At 38.3% G+C, this 16,892-nt stretch carries 14 protein-coding genes; 1 reads left to right on the forward strand and 13 read right to left on the reverse strand.

The features are described from left to right. Positions 1-103 precede the first annotated feature (103 nt). The 11 genes from H8S90_RS22650 to H8S90_RS22700 form a co-directional block, all read right to left on the reverse strand. A complete protein-coding gene (locus tag H8S90_RS22650; protein ID WP_187340060.1) occupies positions 104-1,480 on the reverse strand; it encodes a HAMP domain-containing sensor histidine kinase in 1,377 nt (458 codons plus the stop codon). Between the two features lie 11 nt (positions 1,481-1,491). Continuing rightward, positions 1,492-2,175, reverse strand: coding sequence for a response regulator transcription factor (locus H8S90_RS22655; RefSeq protein WP_187340061.1), 684 nt, complete (start codon positions 2,173-2,175; stop codon positions 1,492-1,494). 163 nt (positions 2,176-2,338) lie between these two features. Next, positions 2,339-2,644, reverse strand: a complete 306-nt coding sequence (gene rpsJ, locus H8S90_RS22660) for a 30S ribosomal protein S10 (protein ID WP_013667229.1) — start codon at positions 2,642-2,644, stop codon at positions 2,339-2,341. 52 nt (positions 2,645-2,696) lie between these two features. Then, positions 2,697-4,805 carry an elongation factor G gene (fusA, locus tag H8S90_RS22665; RefSeq protein WP_187340062.1) on the reverse strand — a complete coding sequence of 703 codons (2,109 nt, stop codon included), beginning with the start codon at positions 4,803-4,805 and terminating at the stop codon, positions 2,697-2,699. Positions 4,806-4,985: 180 nt separating this feature from the next. Further along, on the reverse strand, positions 4,986-5,453 hold the full coding sequence (rpsG, locus tag H8S90_RS22670) for a 30S ribosomal protein S7 (protein WP_187340063.1): 468 nt from the start codon (positions 5,451-5,453) through the stop codon (positions 4,986-4,988). A 19-nt stretch (positions 5,454-5,472) separates the two neighbouring features. After that, the gene (rpsL, locus tag H8S90_RS22675) at positions 5,473-5,886 is read right to left on the reverse strand and encodes a 30S ribosomal protein S12 (protein ID WP_002993550.1); all 414 of its coding nucleotides are present in this window, start codon (positions 5,884-5,886) and stop codon (positions 5,473-5,475) included. A gap of 92 nt (positions 5,887-5,978) precedes the next feature. Beyond that, entirely contained in the window at positions 5,979-6,908 is a 930-nt protein-coding gene (rimK, locus tag H8S90_RS22680; RefSeq protein WP_187340064.1) for a 30S ribosomal protein S6--L-glutamate ligase, read from the reverse strand. Positions 6,909-7,107: 199 nt separating this feature from the next. Continuing rightward, a complete protein-coding gene (locus H8S90_RS22685) occupies positions 7,108-7,602 on the reverse strand; it encodes a RimK/LysX family protein (protein WP_187340065.1) in 495 nt (164 codons plus the stop codon). A gap of 60 nt (positions 7,603-7,662) precedes the next feature. Next, the gene (locus H8S90_RS22690; protein WP_187340066.1) at positions 7,663-8,838 is read right to left on the reverse strand and encodes an AIR synthase related protein; all 1,176 of its coding nucleotides are present in this window, start codon (positions 8,836-8,838) and stop codon (positions 7,663-7,665) included. A 136-nt stretch (positions 8,839-8,974) separates the two neighbouring features. After that, positions 8,975-11,164: a glutamine synthetase III gene (locus H8S90_RS22695; protein ID WP_187340067.1), complete on the reverse strand. Its 2,190-nt coding sequence runs from the start codon at positions 11,162-11,164 to the stop codon at positions 8,975-8,977. Between the two features lie 493 nt (positions 11,165-11,657). Continuing rightward, positions 11,658-12,659, reverse strand: a complete 1,002-nt coding sequence (locus H8S90_RS22700; RefSeq protein ID WP_187340068.1) for a cation diffusion facilitator family transporter — start codon at positions 12,657-12,659, stop codon at positions 11,658-11,660. Positions 12,660-12,959: 300 nt separating this feature from the next. Between H8S90_RS22700 and H8S90_RS22705 the strand changes: the two genes are divergently transcribed. Beyond that, a complete protein-coding gene (locus H8S90_RS22705) occupies positions 12,960-14,105 on the forward strand; it encodes a pyridoxal phosphate-dependent aminotransferase (protein WP_187340069.1) in 1,146 nt (381 codons plus the stop codon). A 62-nt stretch (positions 14,106-14,167) separates the two neighbouring features. Here the strand turns inward: H8S90_RS22705 and H8S90_RS22710 are convergent, their stop codons facing one another. Beyond that, entirely contained in the window at positions 14,168-15,370 is a 1,203-nt protein-coding gene (locus H8S90_RS22710) for a Gfo/Idh/MocA family protein (RefSeq protein ID WP_187340070.1), read from the reverse strand. 6 nt (positions 15,371-15,376) lie between these two features. After that, positions 15,377-16,756 carry a DUF1080 domain-containing protein gene (locus H8S90_RS22715; RefSeq protein ID WP_255501703.1) on the reverse strand — a complete coding sequence of 460 codons (1,380 nt, stop codon included), beginning with the start codon at positions 16,754-16,756 and terminating at the stop codon, positions 15,377-15,379. Positions 16,757-16,892: the final 136 nt, after the last annotated feature.

Consider the following 16,892-nt stretch of genomic DNA (forward strand, 5'->3'; position numbering starts at 1 on the left):
TTTGCAAGACTCGCTTAAAGTATTTATTTTAGCAGCTTTCATTCAACATTACAAATAAAGTGTTAGAAAATTAAAAGAAAATAAGAAACACATTAAAATGAGATTAGATTTTACCAGGTATATTTGGTAAGACAACTTCAATATCAGTTCCTTTATCCACAGTTGTTTTGATATCTATTGTTCCGCGATGTAATCTAACTATTCGCATTGCTAATGGTAGGCCAACGCCGTGTCCTTCATATAGATGTGTATTGGAAGCACGAAAGAAAGGTTCAAAAATATATTGCATTTCATTTTCCGGAATACCAATACCTTTATCAGAGATACAGACAATCACATGCTCGTTTGTTGATTTAAGGTTAACCATCACAGGTTTATTATCAGAATATTTACAAGCATTGGTTATAATATTAGAAATAGCCAACTGCAGCAAATGCTCGTATCCCTGCACCGTTATACGTCCTTCGTCTTCTGGTAAATCATCAAAAATCAACGATATACTGCATTGCTGATTGACTTGATCCATTATCCCCTTTATGGTTATTAACAACTGGTCAACCCTTATCAATTCCTTCGGTTGGTTGCTTTTATCATAGGCTGTTTTGGCCAAATACAATAACCCATTAATAATTTGCTGCAACTTCTCTGCTTCTGATAAAACAATCTGCAGGGATTGAGTTTGGGGCGGTTTTAAGTCTGCTGAATTTAAGGTCAACTCTACTTCGCCGGAAATAATACTGATGGGAGTTCTTAATTCATGTGAAGCATTACTGATAAAATTACTCTGCGTATCGAAGGCGGTCTCCAAGCGATCCAACATATCATTAAAGGTAGTCGTCATCTCCGCTACTTCATCTTTCTTACCTTCCATTGCGGGCAGCCGCAAATGCAGGTTTTCCGCAGTTATTTCTTTAACTTTCTTTATTATCTGGGCAAAAGGTTTAAAAATCTGTTTTGAAAATACTTTACCTATTAGGTAGACGACAAGCATAGAAATAAAAAATCCAATAATGAGGATTTTCTGCAACATAGCCAATTCCCTAAATCCCGAAGGATCTTTTGCATAAACCACCACGATAAAATCACCTTTATCGGATGTAAAATAACTACCCGCGAAAAAGTCATTATTATTATTATACCTACTACTCCCATTTTGTATAATAGCATTAAAAAATGATTTCGGGAGCTTTGGAGCCCCTACCTTAGGCAACACTTCACCATTTTCCACCCGGAAGAAAAAATCACTTTCTGCTGGCAATTTTTCAAGATATCGATCTCTTATCTTTCTATAATCGACCAGAACCTGCTCGTCTTCCTGTTTATAAACTTCCCCCCCAATATTTACGCGTGCTTCCAAACGCTTATAGAAATCCTCGAATGCATACCTTTGGGTAAAATAGAAAATAGCACCAATCAGAATAGAGATCAAACCTAAACCAAAACAAAAAAACAACAGCAAGAACTTACTTTGTATTCTCATGTCTTTTTAATCTAAGCCCCCTTGATAACATATCCCATACCAATCATGGTATGTATTAGCTTTATATTGAAGCCTTTATCAATTTTTTTACGCAAGTAATTCACATACACATCTACCACATTCGTCCCCATATTAAAATTAATATCCCAAACTTGCTCTAGAATTTCTATTCTAGTTAATACCTTATTTTTATTCTTCATTAAAAATTCGAGCAATCTATACTCTGTGGCGGTCAAACTAATCGCTTTCCCTCCCCTAGATGCAGTTCTCGTGTCCATATCCAATACTAAATCCGCAATCTGAATAATAGCGTTTGATTGCTCTGTAGCTTTCAGTCTCCTAACTAAGGTTCTTATTCTGGCTCTCAATTCTTCGAATTTAAATGGCTTAACCATATAGTCGTCACCTCCGGAATCAAGCCCCCCCACGATATTACTTGTAGCACCTAAAGCAGTTAACATTAAGATAGGCACCTTATTATTTTCTTTTCTCAGCAACTGGCAAACCTCAAGCCCACTGATACCGGGCAGCATCAGATCTAGAACAATAAGATCATACTCTTTATCGTATATCATATCTAAGCCCGTTTCGCCATCAGGCGCGATATCGACGTTATAACCGTCTGCACTTAAACCACGCTGAATAAGCGATGCCAATTTTGATTGATCCTCGATAACTAAGATTTTATTTGCCATATTGCATTCAAAGATGAGTTAAATTTATAGGCCTTAATTGCTAAAATACGTCTTTTTCTTTTAAATCTTATCAAGAGTACCGTAATAATTTGAAGAAAGTATTCCAAAAAAAGAAAGGCGGCTACTCAAAAGAATAGCCGCCTTTCAAAAAAATAAAAATCTATTATACTTTGATTTCTACTTCAACACCACTAGGCAATTCAAGCTTCATTAGCGCGTCTACTGTTTTAGAGTTTGAGCTATAAATGTCCAACAATCTCTTGTATGAACACAACTGAAACTGCTCACGAGCCTTTTTGTTAACGTGCGGTGATCGCAAAACTGTATAAATTTTCTTTTCAGTAGGAAGAGGAATGGGTCCGCTCACTACAGCACCCGTAGGTTTTACTGTCTTTACAATCTTTTCTGCCGACTTATCAACTAAGTTGTAATCGTAAGATTTTAATTTAATTCTAATTCTCTGGCTCATTATTTGTTTATTTAAGCCCCCGTTAGAGCTATTTATAACGGAGGTTGTTTATTTATGCTTTAACTTTACCTTTCGCTTTCGCTATGACTTCCTCTTGAACATTCTTAGGCGCTTCGGCGTAATGATCAAATTCCATGGTGGATGTAGCACGACCCGAAGTGATCGTACGTAACTGCGTTACATAACCAAACATCTCGGAAAGTGGAACCAATGCTTTGATTACCTGAGAACCACTACGTGTATCCATACCTTGTAGTTGTCCACGACGACGGTTTAAATCGCCCATTACATCACCCATATTTTCCTCAGGAGTCAACACCTCTATTTTCATAATGGGCTCCATTAAAACTGGACGACACTTAGGCAATGCTTCACGGAAAGCTGTACGTGCTGCAATTTCAAATGACAATGCATCAGAGTCTACTGCGTGGAATGAACCATCTACCAACCGAACTTTCATATCGGTAACAGGGAAACCTGCTAATACACCATTTACCATCGCCGCTTCAAAACCCTTTTGTACCGAAGGTATAAATTCACGCGGGATTGCACCTCCTACGATTTCATTTATAAACTGTAGACCGCCTTTCTCATAATCTGAATCAATGGGCGAAATAACCACTTGAATATCAGCAAATTTACCACGACCACCGGTTTGTTTCTTATATACTTCACGATGTGACGCTTCTGTAGTAATCGCCTCTTTATAAGCAACTTGAGGAGCACCTTGATTTACTTCTACCTTAAATTCTCTCCTCAGGCGATCAATTAAAATATCTAAGTGTAGCTCGCCCATTCCAGAAATTACCGTTTGACCGGTATCCTCATCTGTCTGTACACGAAATGTAGGATCCTCTTCTGCTAATTTACCTAAAGCAACACCCAATTTATCAACATCCGCCTGTGTCTTTGGTTCGATAGCCAAACCGATAACTGGTTCCGGAAATACCATTGACTCAAGGATGATAGGATTCTTTTCGTCACATAGCGTGTCTCCAGTTTTAATATCCTTAAAGCCAACTACAGCGCCAATATCACCAGCACCTATATTAGGTATGGGGTTTTGCTTATTTGCGTGCATTTGGAATATTCTGGAAATACGTTCTTTATTGTCTGAACGCGTATTGTACACATAAGATCCAGCATCTAAATTACCAGAATACACACGGATAAAACATAAACGTCCTACAAAAGGATCGGTTGCGATTTTGAATGCTAAAGCCGAAAAAGGCTCACTAACAGACGGTTTACGGATTATCTCAGCATCAGTTTTCGGGTCGATTCCTGTTACAGCTTCTTGGTCCAGCGGAGAGGGAAGTAATTCCATTACTAGATCCAACATAGTTTGAACACCTTTATTTTTAAAGGATGAACCACATACCATTGGCACAATAGCATTATCTAGAACTGCTTTGCGAAGCGCATCTAATATCTCACGTTCAGAAATCGAGTTAGGATCATCGAAGAATTTTTCCATCAACGAATCGTCATAACCAGCTACTGATTCCAATAATTTCTCGCGCCATTCAGCAACTTCATCCAACATATCATCCGGAATAGGTACTTCAGTAAAAGTCATTCCTTTATCTTCCTCATTCCAAATAATACCGCGGTTGTTAATTAAATCAACAACGCCTTTGAAATTATCCTCAGCTCCGATAGGCAATTGTAAAGGAACGGCATCTGATCCTAACATTTCCCTTACTTGCTTCACAACTTTCAAGAAGTCTGCTCCAGAACGGTCCATCTTATTAACGAAACCTATACGTGGAACTTTGTAATTATCAGCTAAACGCCAGTTCGTTTCAGACTGAGGTTCAACACCATCAACTGCTGAAAATAAGAACACTAATCCGTCGAGCACACGAAGTGATCTGTTTACTTCAACTGTGAAGTCAACGTGTCCTGGCGTGTCAATAACATTTACCTGATATTTATCCCCCCTATAGTTCCAAAACACAGTAGTAGCCGCTGACGTAATAGTGATACCGCGTTCGGCTTCCTGAACCATCCAGTCCATAGTGGAAGCACCCTCGTGTACCTCACCTATTTTGTGGTTAACTCCTGCATAATAAAGTATACGCTCGGTAGTAGTGGTTTTTCCTGCATCAATATGTGCAGCAATACCAATATTTCTTGTGAATTTTAAGTCTCTTGACATTTTTTTATTTAATTACAACTAACGTAATTTAAAGTGATTCTTGTTGGTAAATACTCACTGAAAAGTTATTTCCAGAATTGGGGAGCATTCCAAAAAAATAACACAGATTTAAATGTGTCTCACATATGGTGAGCTTAAAAGCTCTGTGTTACTCCATTCAACCTGTGCTATCATAATCACTTAGAATCTAAAGTGAGAGAATGCTTTGTTAGCTTCTGCCATCTTATGGGTATCTTCCTTCTTCTTCACTGCAGCACCTTCTCCCTTAGAAGCAGAAATTATTTCTCCGGCCAATTTCTCAAACATGGTTTTTTCTCCACGTCTGCGAGCATAGCTAATTAACCATTTCATTCCCAGAGCAATTTTGCGCTCGGGACGAACTTCTGTAGGAACCTGAAAGTTGGCTCCACCTACGCGACGTGATTTTACCTCAACAGAAGGCATTACATTGTTAAGTGCTTTCTTCCATGTTTCCAAACCATTTTCACTGGTTTTCTGCTCAACTAAATCAACAGCATTATAAAATATGGAGTACGCAATAGATTTTTTTCCATCGTACATCATATTATTCACAAAACGCGTAACCTGAACATCGTTAAACTTCGGATCAGGTAAAATGATTCTCTTCTTTGGTTTTGACTTTCTCATCTTATTTTCCTCCGTTTAATTATTTCTTTTTACCCTTCGCTGGTGCCGCCGCCGCTTGCCCTGGTTTAGGACGTTTTGTTCCATACTTCGACCGGCGCTGATTACGCCCCGCAACACCTGATGTATCTAAAGCTCCACGGATTATGTGATAACGAACACCTGGCAAATCCTTTACACGTCCTCCACGGATTAACACGATAGAGTGCTCTTGTAAATTGTGGCCTTCACCCGGAATGTAAGCATTAACCTCTTTACCATTGGTTAAACGAACACGGGCAACTTTACGCATTGCTGAGTTTGGTTTTTTAGGGGTAGTGGTATATACACGTGTACATACTCCTCTTCGCTGTGGACAGCTGTCCAACGCTGGCGACTTACTCTTGTCTACCAGAGCTACTCTACCTTTTCTAACTAATTGTTGAATAGTAGGCATTTACTGTTTTTTAATTTGCTTTATTCTTTTAAAGTCCGCAAAATTATAAAAAAGAATTTGATTATCAAAGACTTTGTATATGTTTTATGCCGTCATAATGTTTGCCCAACTTTGATTTTCTTTCTCCTCTCCTTTTGCGGTTTCCGTAATGCATATCTTTTTTCAAGAAATTCAATAATACTGGCTGAAATATTCTTTCCTGTAGCCTTTTCGATCCCTTCTAAACCGGGAGACGAATTCACCTCTAAAACTAATGGGCCCCGATCAGATTGTAACATATCTACTCCACATACTGTCAGCCCCAATTCAGCAGCAGCTCTAAGCGCAGTGTCCTTTTCTGCTTTCGTAAGTCTTATCGTATCTGCAATCCCGCCCCGGTGGAGATTTGAACGGAACTCTCCTTCTTTAGCAATTCTCTTCATCGAGCCCACCACCTTACCATCTACAATAAATACCCTAACATCCTCTCCCCGGGATTCCTTAATATACTCCTGAATAAGTATATTATTTCCCAAGCCGTAAAATGCCTCGATAACCGAACTCGCAGCCTTCTTTGTTTCGGCAAGGACAACTCCGATACCTTGCGTTCCTTCTAACAGTTTAATAACCAAAGGGGCTCCGCCTACCATCTTGATCAGATCATCCACATCTTTGGTCTGTCTGGCAAATCCGGTAATAGGCATACCTATGCTTGCGCCGGACAATATCTGCATGCACCTCAATTTGTCTCTCGATCTCGTGATCGCTTGACTGGGATTTGCTGAGATGACACCCATAATTTCAAACTGTCTTACAATGGCCGACCCGTAAAAGGTTACCGAAGCACCTATTCTAGGAATTACAGCATCTATATTGGAAATGTCCTGTCCTTTATAGTGAATACTCGGTTCGCCCTGTTTTATGCCCACGTAACACTGTCTATGATCGATCACTATACATTCATGACCACGCTGCTGAGCGACCTCTACCAATCTTTGCGTAGAATACAGGTTCTTATTAGTTGAGAGTACGGCTATCCTCACGATAATATTTATTACATTAATTTAAATATATACAACAACACTTCCGACAACAAGCTTTCCGATAATTTGTTTGACAATTGCGCTTCAACGAAAGGAACAGTCAATAACTCCCCAATAGATTACCATTTTTCAGGATTAGTGCTGCATTTTTTTGAAATATCTATTACGATAAAAAACTATAATTTCATACAAAAAACACCTATTTTACAGTGATCTCGGGACTTTTATGGTTATCATTTCTCGATAAGTTAGCTTTAGAGACATCAACTAAAAACTTCCTTCTCAAAAAACTCCTTCCCAAAAGAACAGGATACTCCATATCCGAACGGTCGCGTAACGAGATTTCTATTTCAAAAGATTCATTAAATAAACGTATATTGGTTTTTATTATAAATCTATTTTCTTCCGAGCCAAATGAATTTTTGACTTTCCGTTCCTTATGGAAAGGGAGTGTGAAAGCTTGACTATGCGAGACATATTTTTCGTCTAAGGGAACAAATTTCACGTAACTCTTCCGGCCTATTTTAACCAATTCGATATATTTACAATGCAAAACAGAAGTTTTTGCGCCCGTATCTATTTTTGCCGGAATATCCTGTATACCTAACTCAATAAAATCAACAGACTCCTTCCATCCGATAGTCTTTAACGACCTATTGCCCGTAGATTTTCTATTCTTTGGATGAATGCTCACACTTTTTAGCTATCATTAATAAATTAATCACGTGCAAGCGTTCAACAACACTTGCAAAAATTAGTGGTAAATATAGGTTCCAAACTCAGATTCAATAGTAACCTGTTTGATATCTAATGCTTCAACTTTTCCAACAATTTGCGCTTCTACATCAAATTCTCTTGCGATATCAATAATATCGTTTGCGATTTGTTCTGGCACATACAGTTCCATACGATGCCCCATGTTAAAGACTTTATACATCTCTTGCCAATCGGAATCAGACTCCGACTGAATTAATTTAAACAAAGGAGGTACCGGAAATAGATTGTCTTTAATTATGTGTAAGTTGTTAATAAAATGTAATACTTTTGTTTGTGCTCCCCCGCTACAATGTACCATACCATGTATTTTGTCACGATACGAATCAAGTACCTTTTTAATAATTGGCGCATAAGTTCTGGTAGGCGATAACACTAACTTACCAACAGTCATTTCAGCACCATCAATTATTATGTTATCTGTTAGCGCCCTACTTCCTGAAAAGACTAGATCATAAGGAATGGAAGGATCATAACTCTCTTTATATTTCTCTGCGATGCTTTTATTAAAAACATCATGTCTTGCAGACGTGAGACCATTCGATCCCATCCCACCATTATAGGCACTCTCATAGCTTGCTTTTCCGTAAGACGCTAGTCCTACGATGACATCCCCTGCTTGAATGTTATGATTAGATATAACATCCGTTCTTTTCATTCTACAAGTTACGGTACTATCAACGATAATGGTCCTAACTAGATCTCCAACGTCAGCAGTTTCTCCACCGGTTGAATAAATTCCAATTCCGAGGTCTCTAAGCTCGCTTAGTATTTCTTCCGTGCCGTTAATGATCTCTGCTATCACTTCGCCCGGAATAGTGTTTTTATTTCTCCCAATAGTGGAAGAAAGCAGTATATTATCCAAAGCACCTACGCACAGAAGATCATCAAGGTTCATTACAATTGCATCCTGAGCAATGCCTTTCCAAACAGTCAAGTCCCCGGTTTCCTTCCAATAAGTATACGCAAGGGATGACTTTGTTCCCGCTCCGTCAGCATGCATGATATTACACCAAAGGTCATCACTTCCTAAAATATCCGGTATAATCTTACAAAATGCTTGAGGAAACAATCCTTTATCAATATGCTTAATAGCGTTATGCACATCTTCCTTACCTGCGGAAACACCTCTTTGGTTATACTTTAAATCTGACATATTGGGGCAAAAGTAAATAATACATATGAAATTTCGAGCATTTTTAATACAATTCTGGTATGCAAAATTCAGTAAACAAAAATCCCCTGAACGGTTAGGCTCAAGGGACTTTCTCTTGTATCTTATCAATATTGATTTATCGAACAAAAAGTAACTCTCTTAATTTCGGGAGAGGCCATTTACGATCATCAACAATTTGTTCTAACTTGTTAATATGGTAACGGATCTTATCAAAATAAGGTTTTACCTTCTCATCGTAAACGATAGCTTTTTCTCGTGCGTCTTCCAACACATTTGCGTTTTTACGTTCTTGTCTCATAGCTTCAGCTTCTTCAACAATCACATTCACGTGTTCACTTATACGTTCTAGCAAGTCAGCTTGAGACTTAAATCCAGCCGCCTTAATACCAAGTTCTTTAAGACCTTTTACATTTTCAATTAATTCATTTTGGTAAGTGATCACAGCAGGCACTATCATACTATTGACAATCTCGCCTATAACACGTGCTTCAATCTGAATCTTTTTGAAATAATTCTCTAATAGTATCTCGTGGCGTGCTTCACCTTCACGTTTGGTCATGATACCTAGCGATTCAAACAGTTTTTCCGATTTCTCGCTCACATAAATATCTAATGCTTTCGGAGTGGTTTTAATATTAGACAATCCGCGTTTTGCTGCTTCGTCTTCCCATTCTTTACTGTAACCGTTGCCTTCAAAACGGATCGCTTTTGATTCTTTAATATATTTCCGCACCACATTCAATAAAGCAAGATCCTTTTTAGTACCTTTTTTAATCTGCTTATCCACTTCAACTTTGAACTTCACCAATTGATCGGCAACAATTGCATTTAGAACAGTCATTGGACTTGCCGAATTTGCTGAAGAACCCACTGCACGGAACTCAAATTTATTTCCTGTGAACGCAAATGGTGATGTACGATTCCTATCCGTATTATCTAATTGAAGTGTAGGTATTTTTGGAATCCCATGCCATAATTGACTTTCTGCTTTCACTTTTTTAGCTACCCGAGCTGTTTCAACCTCATCTAATACTGCATTCAGTTGACTTCCCAAGAAAATAGAAATAATTGCGGGTGGAGCCTCATTTGCACCTAGGCGGTGATCGTTACTTGCTGTCGCAATGGATGCGCGCAATAAATCAGCATGTTCATACACGGCACGAATAACGTTCACAAAAAATGTCAGGAACATTAAGTTGTTCTTAGGGGTCTTTCCCGGAGCAAGTAAGTTCACCCCAGTATTTGTAATCAGCGACCAGTTATTATGTTTCCCTGAACCGTTGATATCTGCATAGGGTTTCTCGTGTAAAAGCACCTTAAAGTTATGACGTATTGCAATTTGATCCATTAAATTCAATAATAATTGATTATGATCTATTGCAAGGTTTATTTCCTCAAACATCGGAGCACACTCAAACTGTGACGGAGCAACTTCATTGTGTCGTGTTTTCAAAGGAATACCTAACTTAAGTGCTTCTTGCTCCAAATCTACCATAAAGGCAAGAACGCGTTCTGGAATAGCACCAAAATAGTGGTCTTCCAACTGTTGTCCTTTAGCTGACATGTGTCCAAACAACGTTCTACCAGTTAACTGTAAATCGGGACGGCCATTGAACAATGCCAGGTCAACTAAAAAATATTCCTGTTCTATTCCAAGTGAAGCAAAAACTTTTTCTACACTTTTATCAAAATATTGAGCAACATCCACAGCGGCTCTATCCAACGCATGCAATGTTTTCAACAAAGGCGCCTTATAATCTAATGCTTCACCTGTATATGACAAAAACACCGTCGGAATGCATAGTGTCTTTCCTCCAGCAGTTTCATAAACAAATGCAGGAGAAGAAGGGTCCCACCCCGTATAGCCACGCGCTTCAAATGTATTTCGGATCCCCCCATTTGGAAAGCTAGACGCATCGGGCTCTTGCTGAACCAATGCGTCAGCAGTAAATTTTTCTATTGCGACCCCATCACCACCCGGTTCAAAAAAAGCATCATGCTTTTCTGCTGTTGCGCCAGTTAGTGGTTGAAACCAGTGTGTATAATGACTAGCGCCATTGGAAATAGCCCAGCTTTTCATGGCTTGCGATATATGCTCTGCCAAATCAAAATCAATTGCTTCACCGGCTTCAATAGTACTTAACAACTTTGAGTAAACATTTTTCGGAAGGTAATCCTTCATCTTCTTAATGGTAAAAACGTTTTTACCAAAATAAGTTGATGCTTTTTCTCCAACAGATTTGACTGTCGGCCTTTTATCGCGCGAAATCGCAGCTTCAACTGCACTAAATCTAAGGTTTGACATATTTTTGTCTTGATTTTATTGTTTTTTGTCTTTGTTTAGAGATTATGCCGTAAAAATCACGATATTTTTTTGAAATTTCCTAATATTTCTTCAAAAAAAATATCAACAAATCAAATTTAACCAACATCTCTTAATAAAATCAACATTTATTTTCAGACAAAGAGCTACCAAGCTTTAGGCATATACATTTTTTTTTCGACAAAAATTTAAAATTATATCAATAGGCATTTATACGCTTCTATTCGTTATTTGCCATACTGTTCCCAATGGACAATAAACAAACTAATTATCAACTAATTACATTGGCCCAGAGCGTAATAAACGATGACAAAAATGATGATGGTGGATAAACAACCTCCACCTAATTTTTTTGCTGTGAAGCCTGCGATAATTGCTCGGAAAAACTTATTCATAATCTTTAGTATTAAATTAGCAGTTAAATGAATTAACCAAACATAATTAAAAAAGTTTGGCTCCATGTATTTTCCGACTGTCAAGGCTGATCAGCTTCTCTAAAATTCCGGTCGAAATGTTTCTTGTTTTTAGTTACAATGGCGGCCTCCCACGCAATATCTACTCTTTTCCTCTCACTTCTTATTGGACAATCTTTTACACGACAATAATGACAGCAAGCTGGCAGACATGGATCTGCGTGAATAAACAATTCGGTACTAATGTGTACTTCCTTATTCACTAACTGGTCGATTTTTGAAACCTCTTCATGCACTTTGGTTAAATCAAAATAATTCGGGAGCGTTACATGACAGTCTATGTGTAATTCGTGGCCATAACGCTGAACACGCAGGTTATGCACATCTATCCAGGAATCACGACGGTGTTTATCTAATATACCAACGACATTATTGATAAGTTCGAAGTCAGATTCGTCCATCAATCCAGCGATCGATTTTCTCAAAAGGCTATAACCATTGTAAAGAATATATCCCCCTAAAGCGAGTGAAAAAAAGACATCGAGCTGGTGCCAACCTGTAAAATATATCAGAAATAAGCCAAAAAGAAGACCCGCAGTGCTATATGCGTCTACCTGCAAATGTTTTCCATCGGCAATAATCGTAAGCGAGTTTAGTACTTTTCCCTTGTTTATCATATAGGTTCCGAGGATGTAGTTTATTACTCCCGTAAAAGTGATAATACCAATACCTTCCAATAAATTCTCGATTTCATCCGGGAAAAAAATATTATAAACGCCCTTTCCCACTATTAAAACACCTGCAATAAATATTAGTCCACCCTCTAAAAAAACAGAAAAAAACTCTACTTTACCGTGCCCATAAGGATGATTGGCATCTTTTGGTTGCGATGAAAGGTGAATACTATAGAATGCGAATCCGCTAGCGATTACATTCACGATACTTTCTACTGCATCAGTTAAAATAGCATTAGAGTTTGTAATCAGGAATGCAGTAAATTTCGACAGCATCAGAATGATACCCGTCACCAACGAATATATTATAACCCTCTTCTGTTTTTTCATTTTATTATAATGAAACACAAACTTATATAAACTTACCTACAAAACAACATTGGCTATCTCCATAACATCTCCTATTTTAAATAAATTAAAATTTACTTGATTTTGTTACATATCGAACAACCAAAAACACTATACATTACAAAAAAGCTACCAATCCGCATTTACAAAGAAAATTTTGTCAAAAAAGATTTACATAAAATTTAAAATAGTAGATTTTTGTATTAGGTTTGTAGGATAATGGACACAACATCAATTTTATCAGAAAGAATAAATAATCTATCTGAGTCGGCAACATTAAAAATGACGAAATTAGGTAGAGAGTTGGCTGCCCAGGGCGCCAATATTATAAGTCTAAGTGTGGGTGAACCGGATTTCAACACCCCAGATCACATTAAGGAAGCGGCAAAAAAGGCACTGGACGACAATTATACCAGATACTCTCCTGTACCGGGATATCCTGATCTTAGAAAAGCAATTGTAAAGAAGCTAAAGGAAGAAAATGGATTAGCATATGACATTTCGCAAATCGTAGTATCTACTGGCGCTAAACAATCATTGTCAAATGCCATATTGTGCACCATTAACCCTGGAGATGAAGTGATTATTCCAACGCCTTATTGGGTGTCTTATTCTGAAATGGTAAATCTGGCGGAAGGGAAATCTGTTTTTATCAATACTGATATTGCAAGTGATTTCAAGATTACTCCTGAGGAGTTAGAAGCCGCAATTACGCCAAAAACGAGACTCTTTATGTTTTCCTCGCCATGTAACCCTACAGGTAGTGTGTACAGTAAAGAGGAATTGGCGGCACTAGTAAAAGTCTTTGAAAAACATACTCAAATCTATATTATTTCAGACGAAATTTATGAGCATATAAACTTTAAGGGCAAGCATGAATCAATTGCACAATTTAGTAGTATAAAAGATCGTGTTATACTTATTAATGGGTTTTCTAAATCATACGCGATGACCGGATGGCGGTTAGGGTACCTTGCAGCCAGCAAAGAAATAGCAGCTGCAAACGATAAGTTGCAAGGACAAACGACGTCCGGCACCTGCTCAATTGCACAGCGAGCTGGTATCGCTGCCTATGAAGGTGGACTTGAAAGTGTGTTTGAAATGAAGAAGGCTTTTGAACGTCGCAGAGAACTTGTTTATAGTGCTTTGAAAGGCATAAAAGATGTGAAAGTAAATCTTCCAGAAGGTGCATTTTATTTTTTTCCAGATGTCAGTGCCTTTTTTGGGCGAAAAGATAGCGCGGGAAACACCATAGCAAATTCTTCCGATTTGGCGCTATATCTATTAAATGAAGCTCATGTAGCCACGGTTGGCGGTGATTCCTTTGGAAATAATGATTGCATACGCATGTCGTATGCTGCGTCGGACGAACAACTAACCGAAGCGTTAAGTCGTATCAAAAATGCGCTAGATAAACTTACAGGTTAGTCGAGTTTTCGAGAAAAAATACGGTCATTGAAAATGCCCTTGGTTTTTCAATGACCGTATTTCTAAAAATCATATGCTTCTTTCCAGTGCTCAATAGTGTTATTGTAAATCGACTGGTTTGCCAAAGCTACGCAGACTGTTGCACGAGCTCCTCTTTGAACATTTGATGAAGGAATGCTATTTGTAATAACAGATTTATAAAACTCTTCCAGGGCATACCATGTCCCATCTTTGGTTGGCTCATTCAAGATAGACGTCCCACCATCGTCATTCCAAACGATTTTAGTAGCTCCTGTTACACCATCTACGGTTTGTAACTCTTCTTTTGTTTCATTCTCTGGATAATAAATTCCCGTATTTGTCAAGAGTGACACCGTTCCGCGGGTGCCTTTAATTTTAAAGAGGTAGCCGTCCCTTGCGTTTCCACATGTAGCTCCAAAATTACCGATCATGCCGGCCTTACTATACCTAAACATGACCTGTACATTATCAAAGGTCTCTCGTCCATCATTATAAATATCGATTCCACCTGTACCCATAATCTCGTCGGGATGCGTATCAAAGGCCCAATTTATGAAATCTATCTGGTGAGATAGTAATTCGGCGGGCAATCCTCCGGAATACTCTTTGTACATACGCCAGTTTATTTGTCGCTCCAAATCAGGTCTAGGAACCGACCGTCTCCATGTTCCGTTCCGATCCCATCGACAATCAATCTGCGTAACCTTACCGAGGTAATCATTATCTATCATTTCCTTAACCTTGAAATATAAGGGGGAATAACGATACTGATAGCCTACCTGTACAGTGAGTTTAGGATATTTATTTACTAATGTTGTCAATTCTTGAGCTTCTTCAATCGAAAACGTCATCGTTTTCTCAATATAAACATGCTTACCTGCTTCAATAGCTGCTTTAGCGACTTCAAAATGAGCACTTAAAGGAACAGCAATGAACACAGCATCCAAGTTTCGATCATCCAGCAATTTTCGATAATCGGTAAATGCCCTGGCATTAACACCAAGTCGCTGTTTAGTCTCATCCAGTCTAAAATCCAGCACGTCACAAAAACTACGAATACGGTACAGGTCAGGCATCGACTCGATCACAGACAACACACCCTTCCCCCTATCCCCGCATCCTATCATTCCGATGTTAACAGGTTCTTCTTTCCTCCAATTATCCGCTTTAGCCGCTAGGCCATCGAGCATAAACATTCCGGCACCCAACATGCCACCCTTTTGTAAAAAAGATCTTCTATCCATTTTAAATTACAAGCGCTTTATTTTAATACTCCTAAAGCTCACATCGTCTCCATGATCTTGCAGTAGAATATGCCCTTGCTCCGCTTCTCCAAAGTTAGTAAATTCCTTAAATTTACTTATTGCAACCAATTTCCGAAAATCTTCGGAACCTCTATTGTATTCCAAAACTTTAACGCCATTTAAATAGTGTTCCACTTTATTATCAGGGTAAACAACTACCCGTCCATTATTCCACTCACCAATCGGCTTCGTAAAACGTGCCTGTTTATCTGCTTTAATTAAATCATACAGGGAGGCAAGCGTTCGGTTCCCTTCACGTCCCATTTTGGCATCAGGATGCTCTTCGTCATCCAGCACCTGGTATTCCAAACCAATAGCCGAACCTTTATTTTGTTCACTTAACGTAACAAAGTATTTGAGACCACTATTAGCACCTGGAGTCAATTTAAATTCAAAAGATAAATCAAAAGCACTAAATTGCTCTTGCGTAACAATATCTCCTCCGTTTGTAGATTCACCACCATCGTTCCCCAGCACTTTTAGTTCTCCATTGGCTATAGCCCACCCTTTATCGGGAAAGCTGTCTTTATGAGCTCCAACCCAACCTTCATGACTATTTCCATCGAATAACAGCGAATAGCCTTCTTCTTCTTCATAAGCTGATAATGTATTGGGTTGCAGGTTAACTACATACACCCCATTTTCAAGGTTACGTGGAGAAAGGTCCTTTGTTTGGATCTTTATATTTTTGAAATACACCTTCTTTCCCTCTTCACCATCATTCCCAATACCGTGTACCTGTAGCCCTATAAATCCTGTATTGTCAATCGTATCGATCACATATGAAACCGGGACATCATTAATCCATGTTTTCATTTCATTCCCTATACACTCTATTCGAAAGTGATTAAAGGCCTCCTTGTTAAAAGCGGCTTTTGCAGGCAAGTTAAGCTCAAGAGGATACAACCAGTTTCTTCTCGCCTCGTCATAAATACCACCTGTCCAGCTTCTCTCAGTGGGATCAATTTCAACCTGTCTACCATATACTCTACCTTTACCTTCGTTTGCTTCCTCGTCTATATGACTTCTGGTTTGAATACCTGAATTATTATGATCCCCTTCGATTTTTGCGTCGAGTTCCAAAATGAAATCACCATATTCTTCCTCTGTTATCAAAAAGGTATTACCGGTATTTCTTACCGTAGTTCCTATGATCATACTATCTTCTACCGTGTAAACAGCGTCACCAGCAACTGTTTTCCAACCATTCAATGTTTCACCGTCAAAAAGATCTACCCATTCATCATCTTGTGTAACATTACCGCTATTACACGAATTTAAAAACAGCATTCCTCCGATAGCCATTAAACTTAACGTTCTATTCATTTTCTGTAAAATTTAATAAATTTCTTTCTTGATTTTTCCCATTGACATCATGAAAACCAAATATCACTTACGCCGATATTTAGCTAGGTTATTTATAATAATGGTGTAAGTTGCAATTATTCTTACAATTAGTTAC

The sequence above is a fragment of the Olivibacter sp. SDN3 genome (genome assembly GCF_014334135.1).
Classification (GTDB): domain Bacteria; phylum Bacteroidota; class Bacteroidia; order Sphingobacteriales; family Sphingobacteriaceae; genus Olivibacter.

Coding starts and splice junctions, on each gene's coding strand:
- H8S90_RS22655 (WP_187340061.1), bottom strand. CDS start 2,175: ATGGCAAATAAAATCTTAGTTATCGAGGATCAATCAAAATTGGCATCG.
- H8S90_RS22650 (WP_187340060.1), bottom strand. CDS start 1,480: ATGAGAATACAAAGTAAGTTCTTGCTGTTGTTTTTTTGTTTTGGTTTA.
- H8S90_RS22710 (WP_187340070.1), bottom strand. CDS start 15,370: ATGGATAGAAGATCTTTTTTACAAAAGGGTGGCATGTTGGGTGCCGGA.
- H8S90_RS22700 (WP_187340068.1), bottom strand. CDS start 12,659: ATGAAAAAACAGAAGAGGGTTATAATATATTCGTTGGTGACGGGTATC.
- H8S90_RS22705 (WP_187340069.1), top strand. CDS start 12,960: ATGACGAAATTAGGTAGAGAGTTGGCTGCCCAGGGCGCCAATATTATA.
- rpsL (WP_002993550.1), bottom strand. CDS start 5,886: ATGCCTACTATTCAACAATTAGTTAGAAAAGGTAGAGTAGCTCTGGTA.
- H8S90_RS22715 (WP_255501703.1), bottom strand. CDS start 16,756: ATGAATAGAACGTTAAGTTTAATGGCTATCGGAGGAATGCTGTTTTTA.
- H8S90_RS22695 (WP_187340067.1), bottom strand. CDS start 11,164: ATGTCAAACCTTAGATTTAGTGCAGTTGAAGCTGCGATTTCGCGCGAT.
- fusA (WP_187340062.1), bottom strand. CDS start 4,805: ATGTCAAGAGACTTAAAATTCACAAGAAATATTGGTATTGCTGCACAT.
- rpsJ (WP_013667229.1), bottom strand. CDS start 2,644: ATGAGCCAGAGAATTAGAATTAAATTAAAATCTTACGATTACAACTTA.
- H8S90_RS22690 (WP_187340066.1), bottom strand. CDS start 8,838: ATGTCAGATTTAAAGTATAACCAAAGAGGTGTTTCCGCAGGTAAGGAA.
- rpsG (WP_187340063.1), bottom strand. CDS start 5,453: ATGAGAAAGTCAAAACCAAAGAAGAGAATCATTTTACCTGATCCGAAG.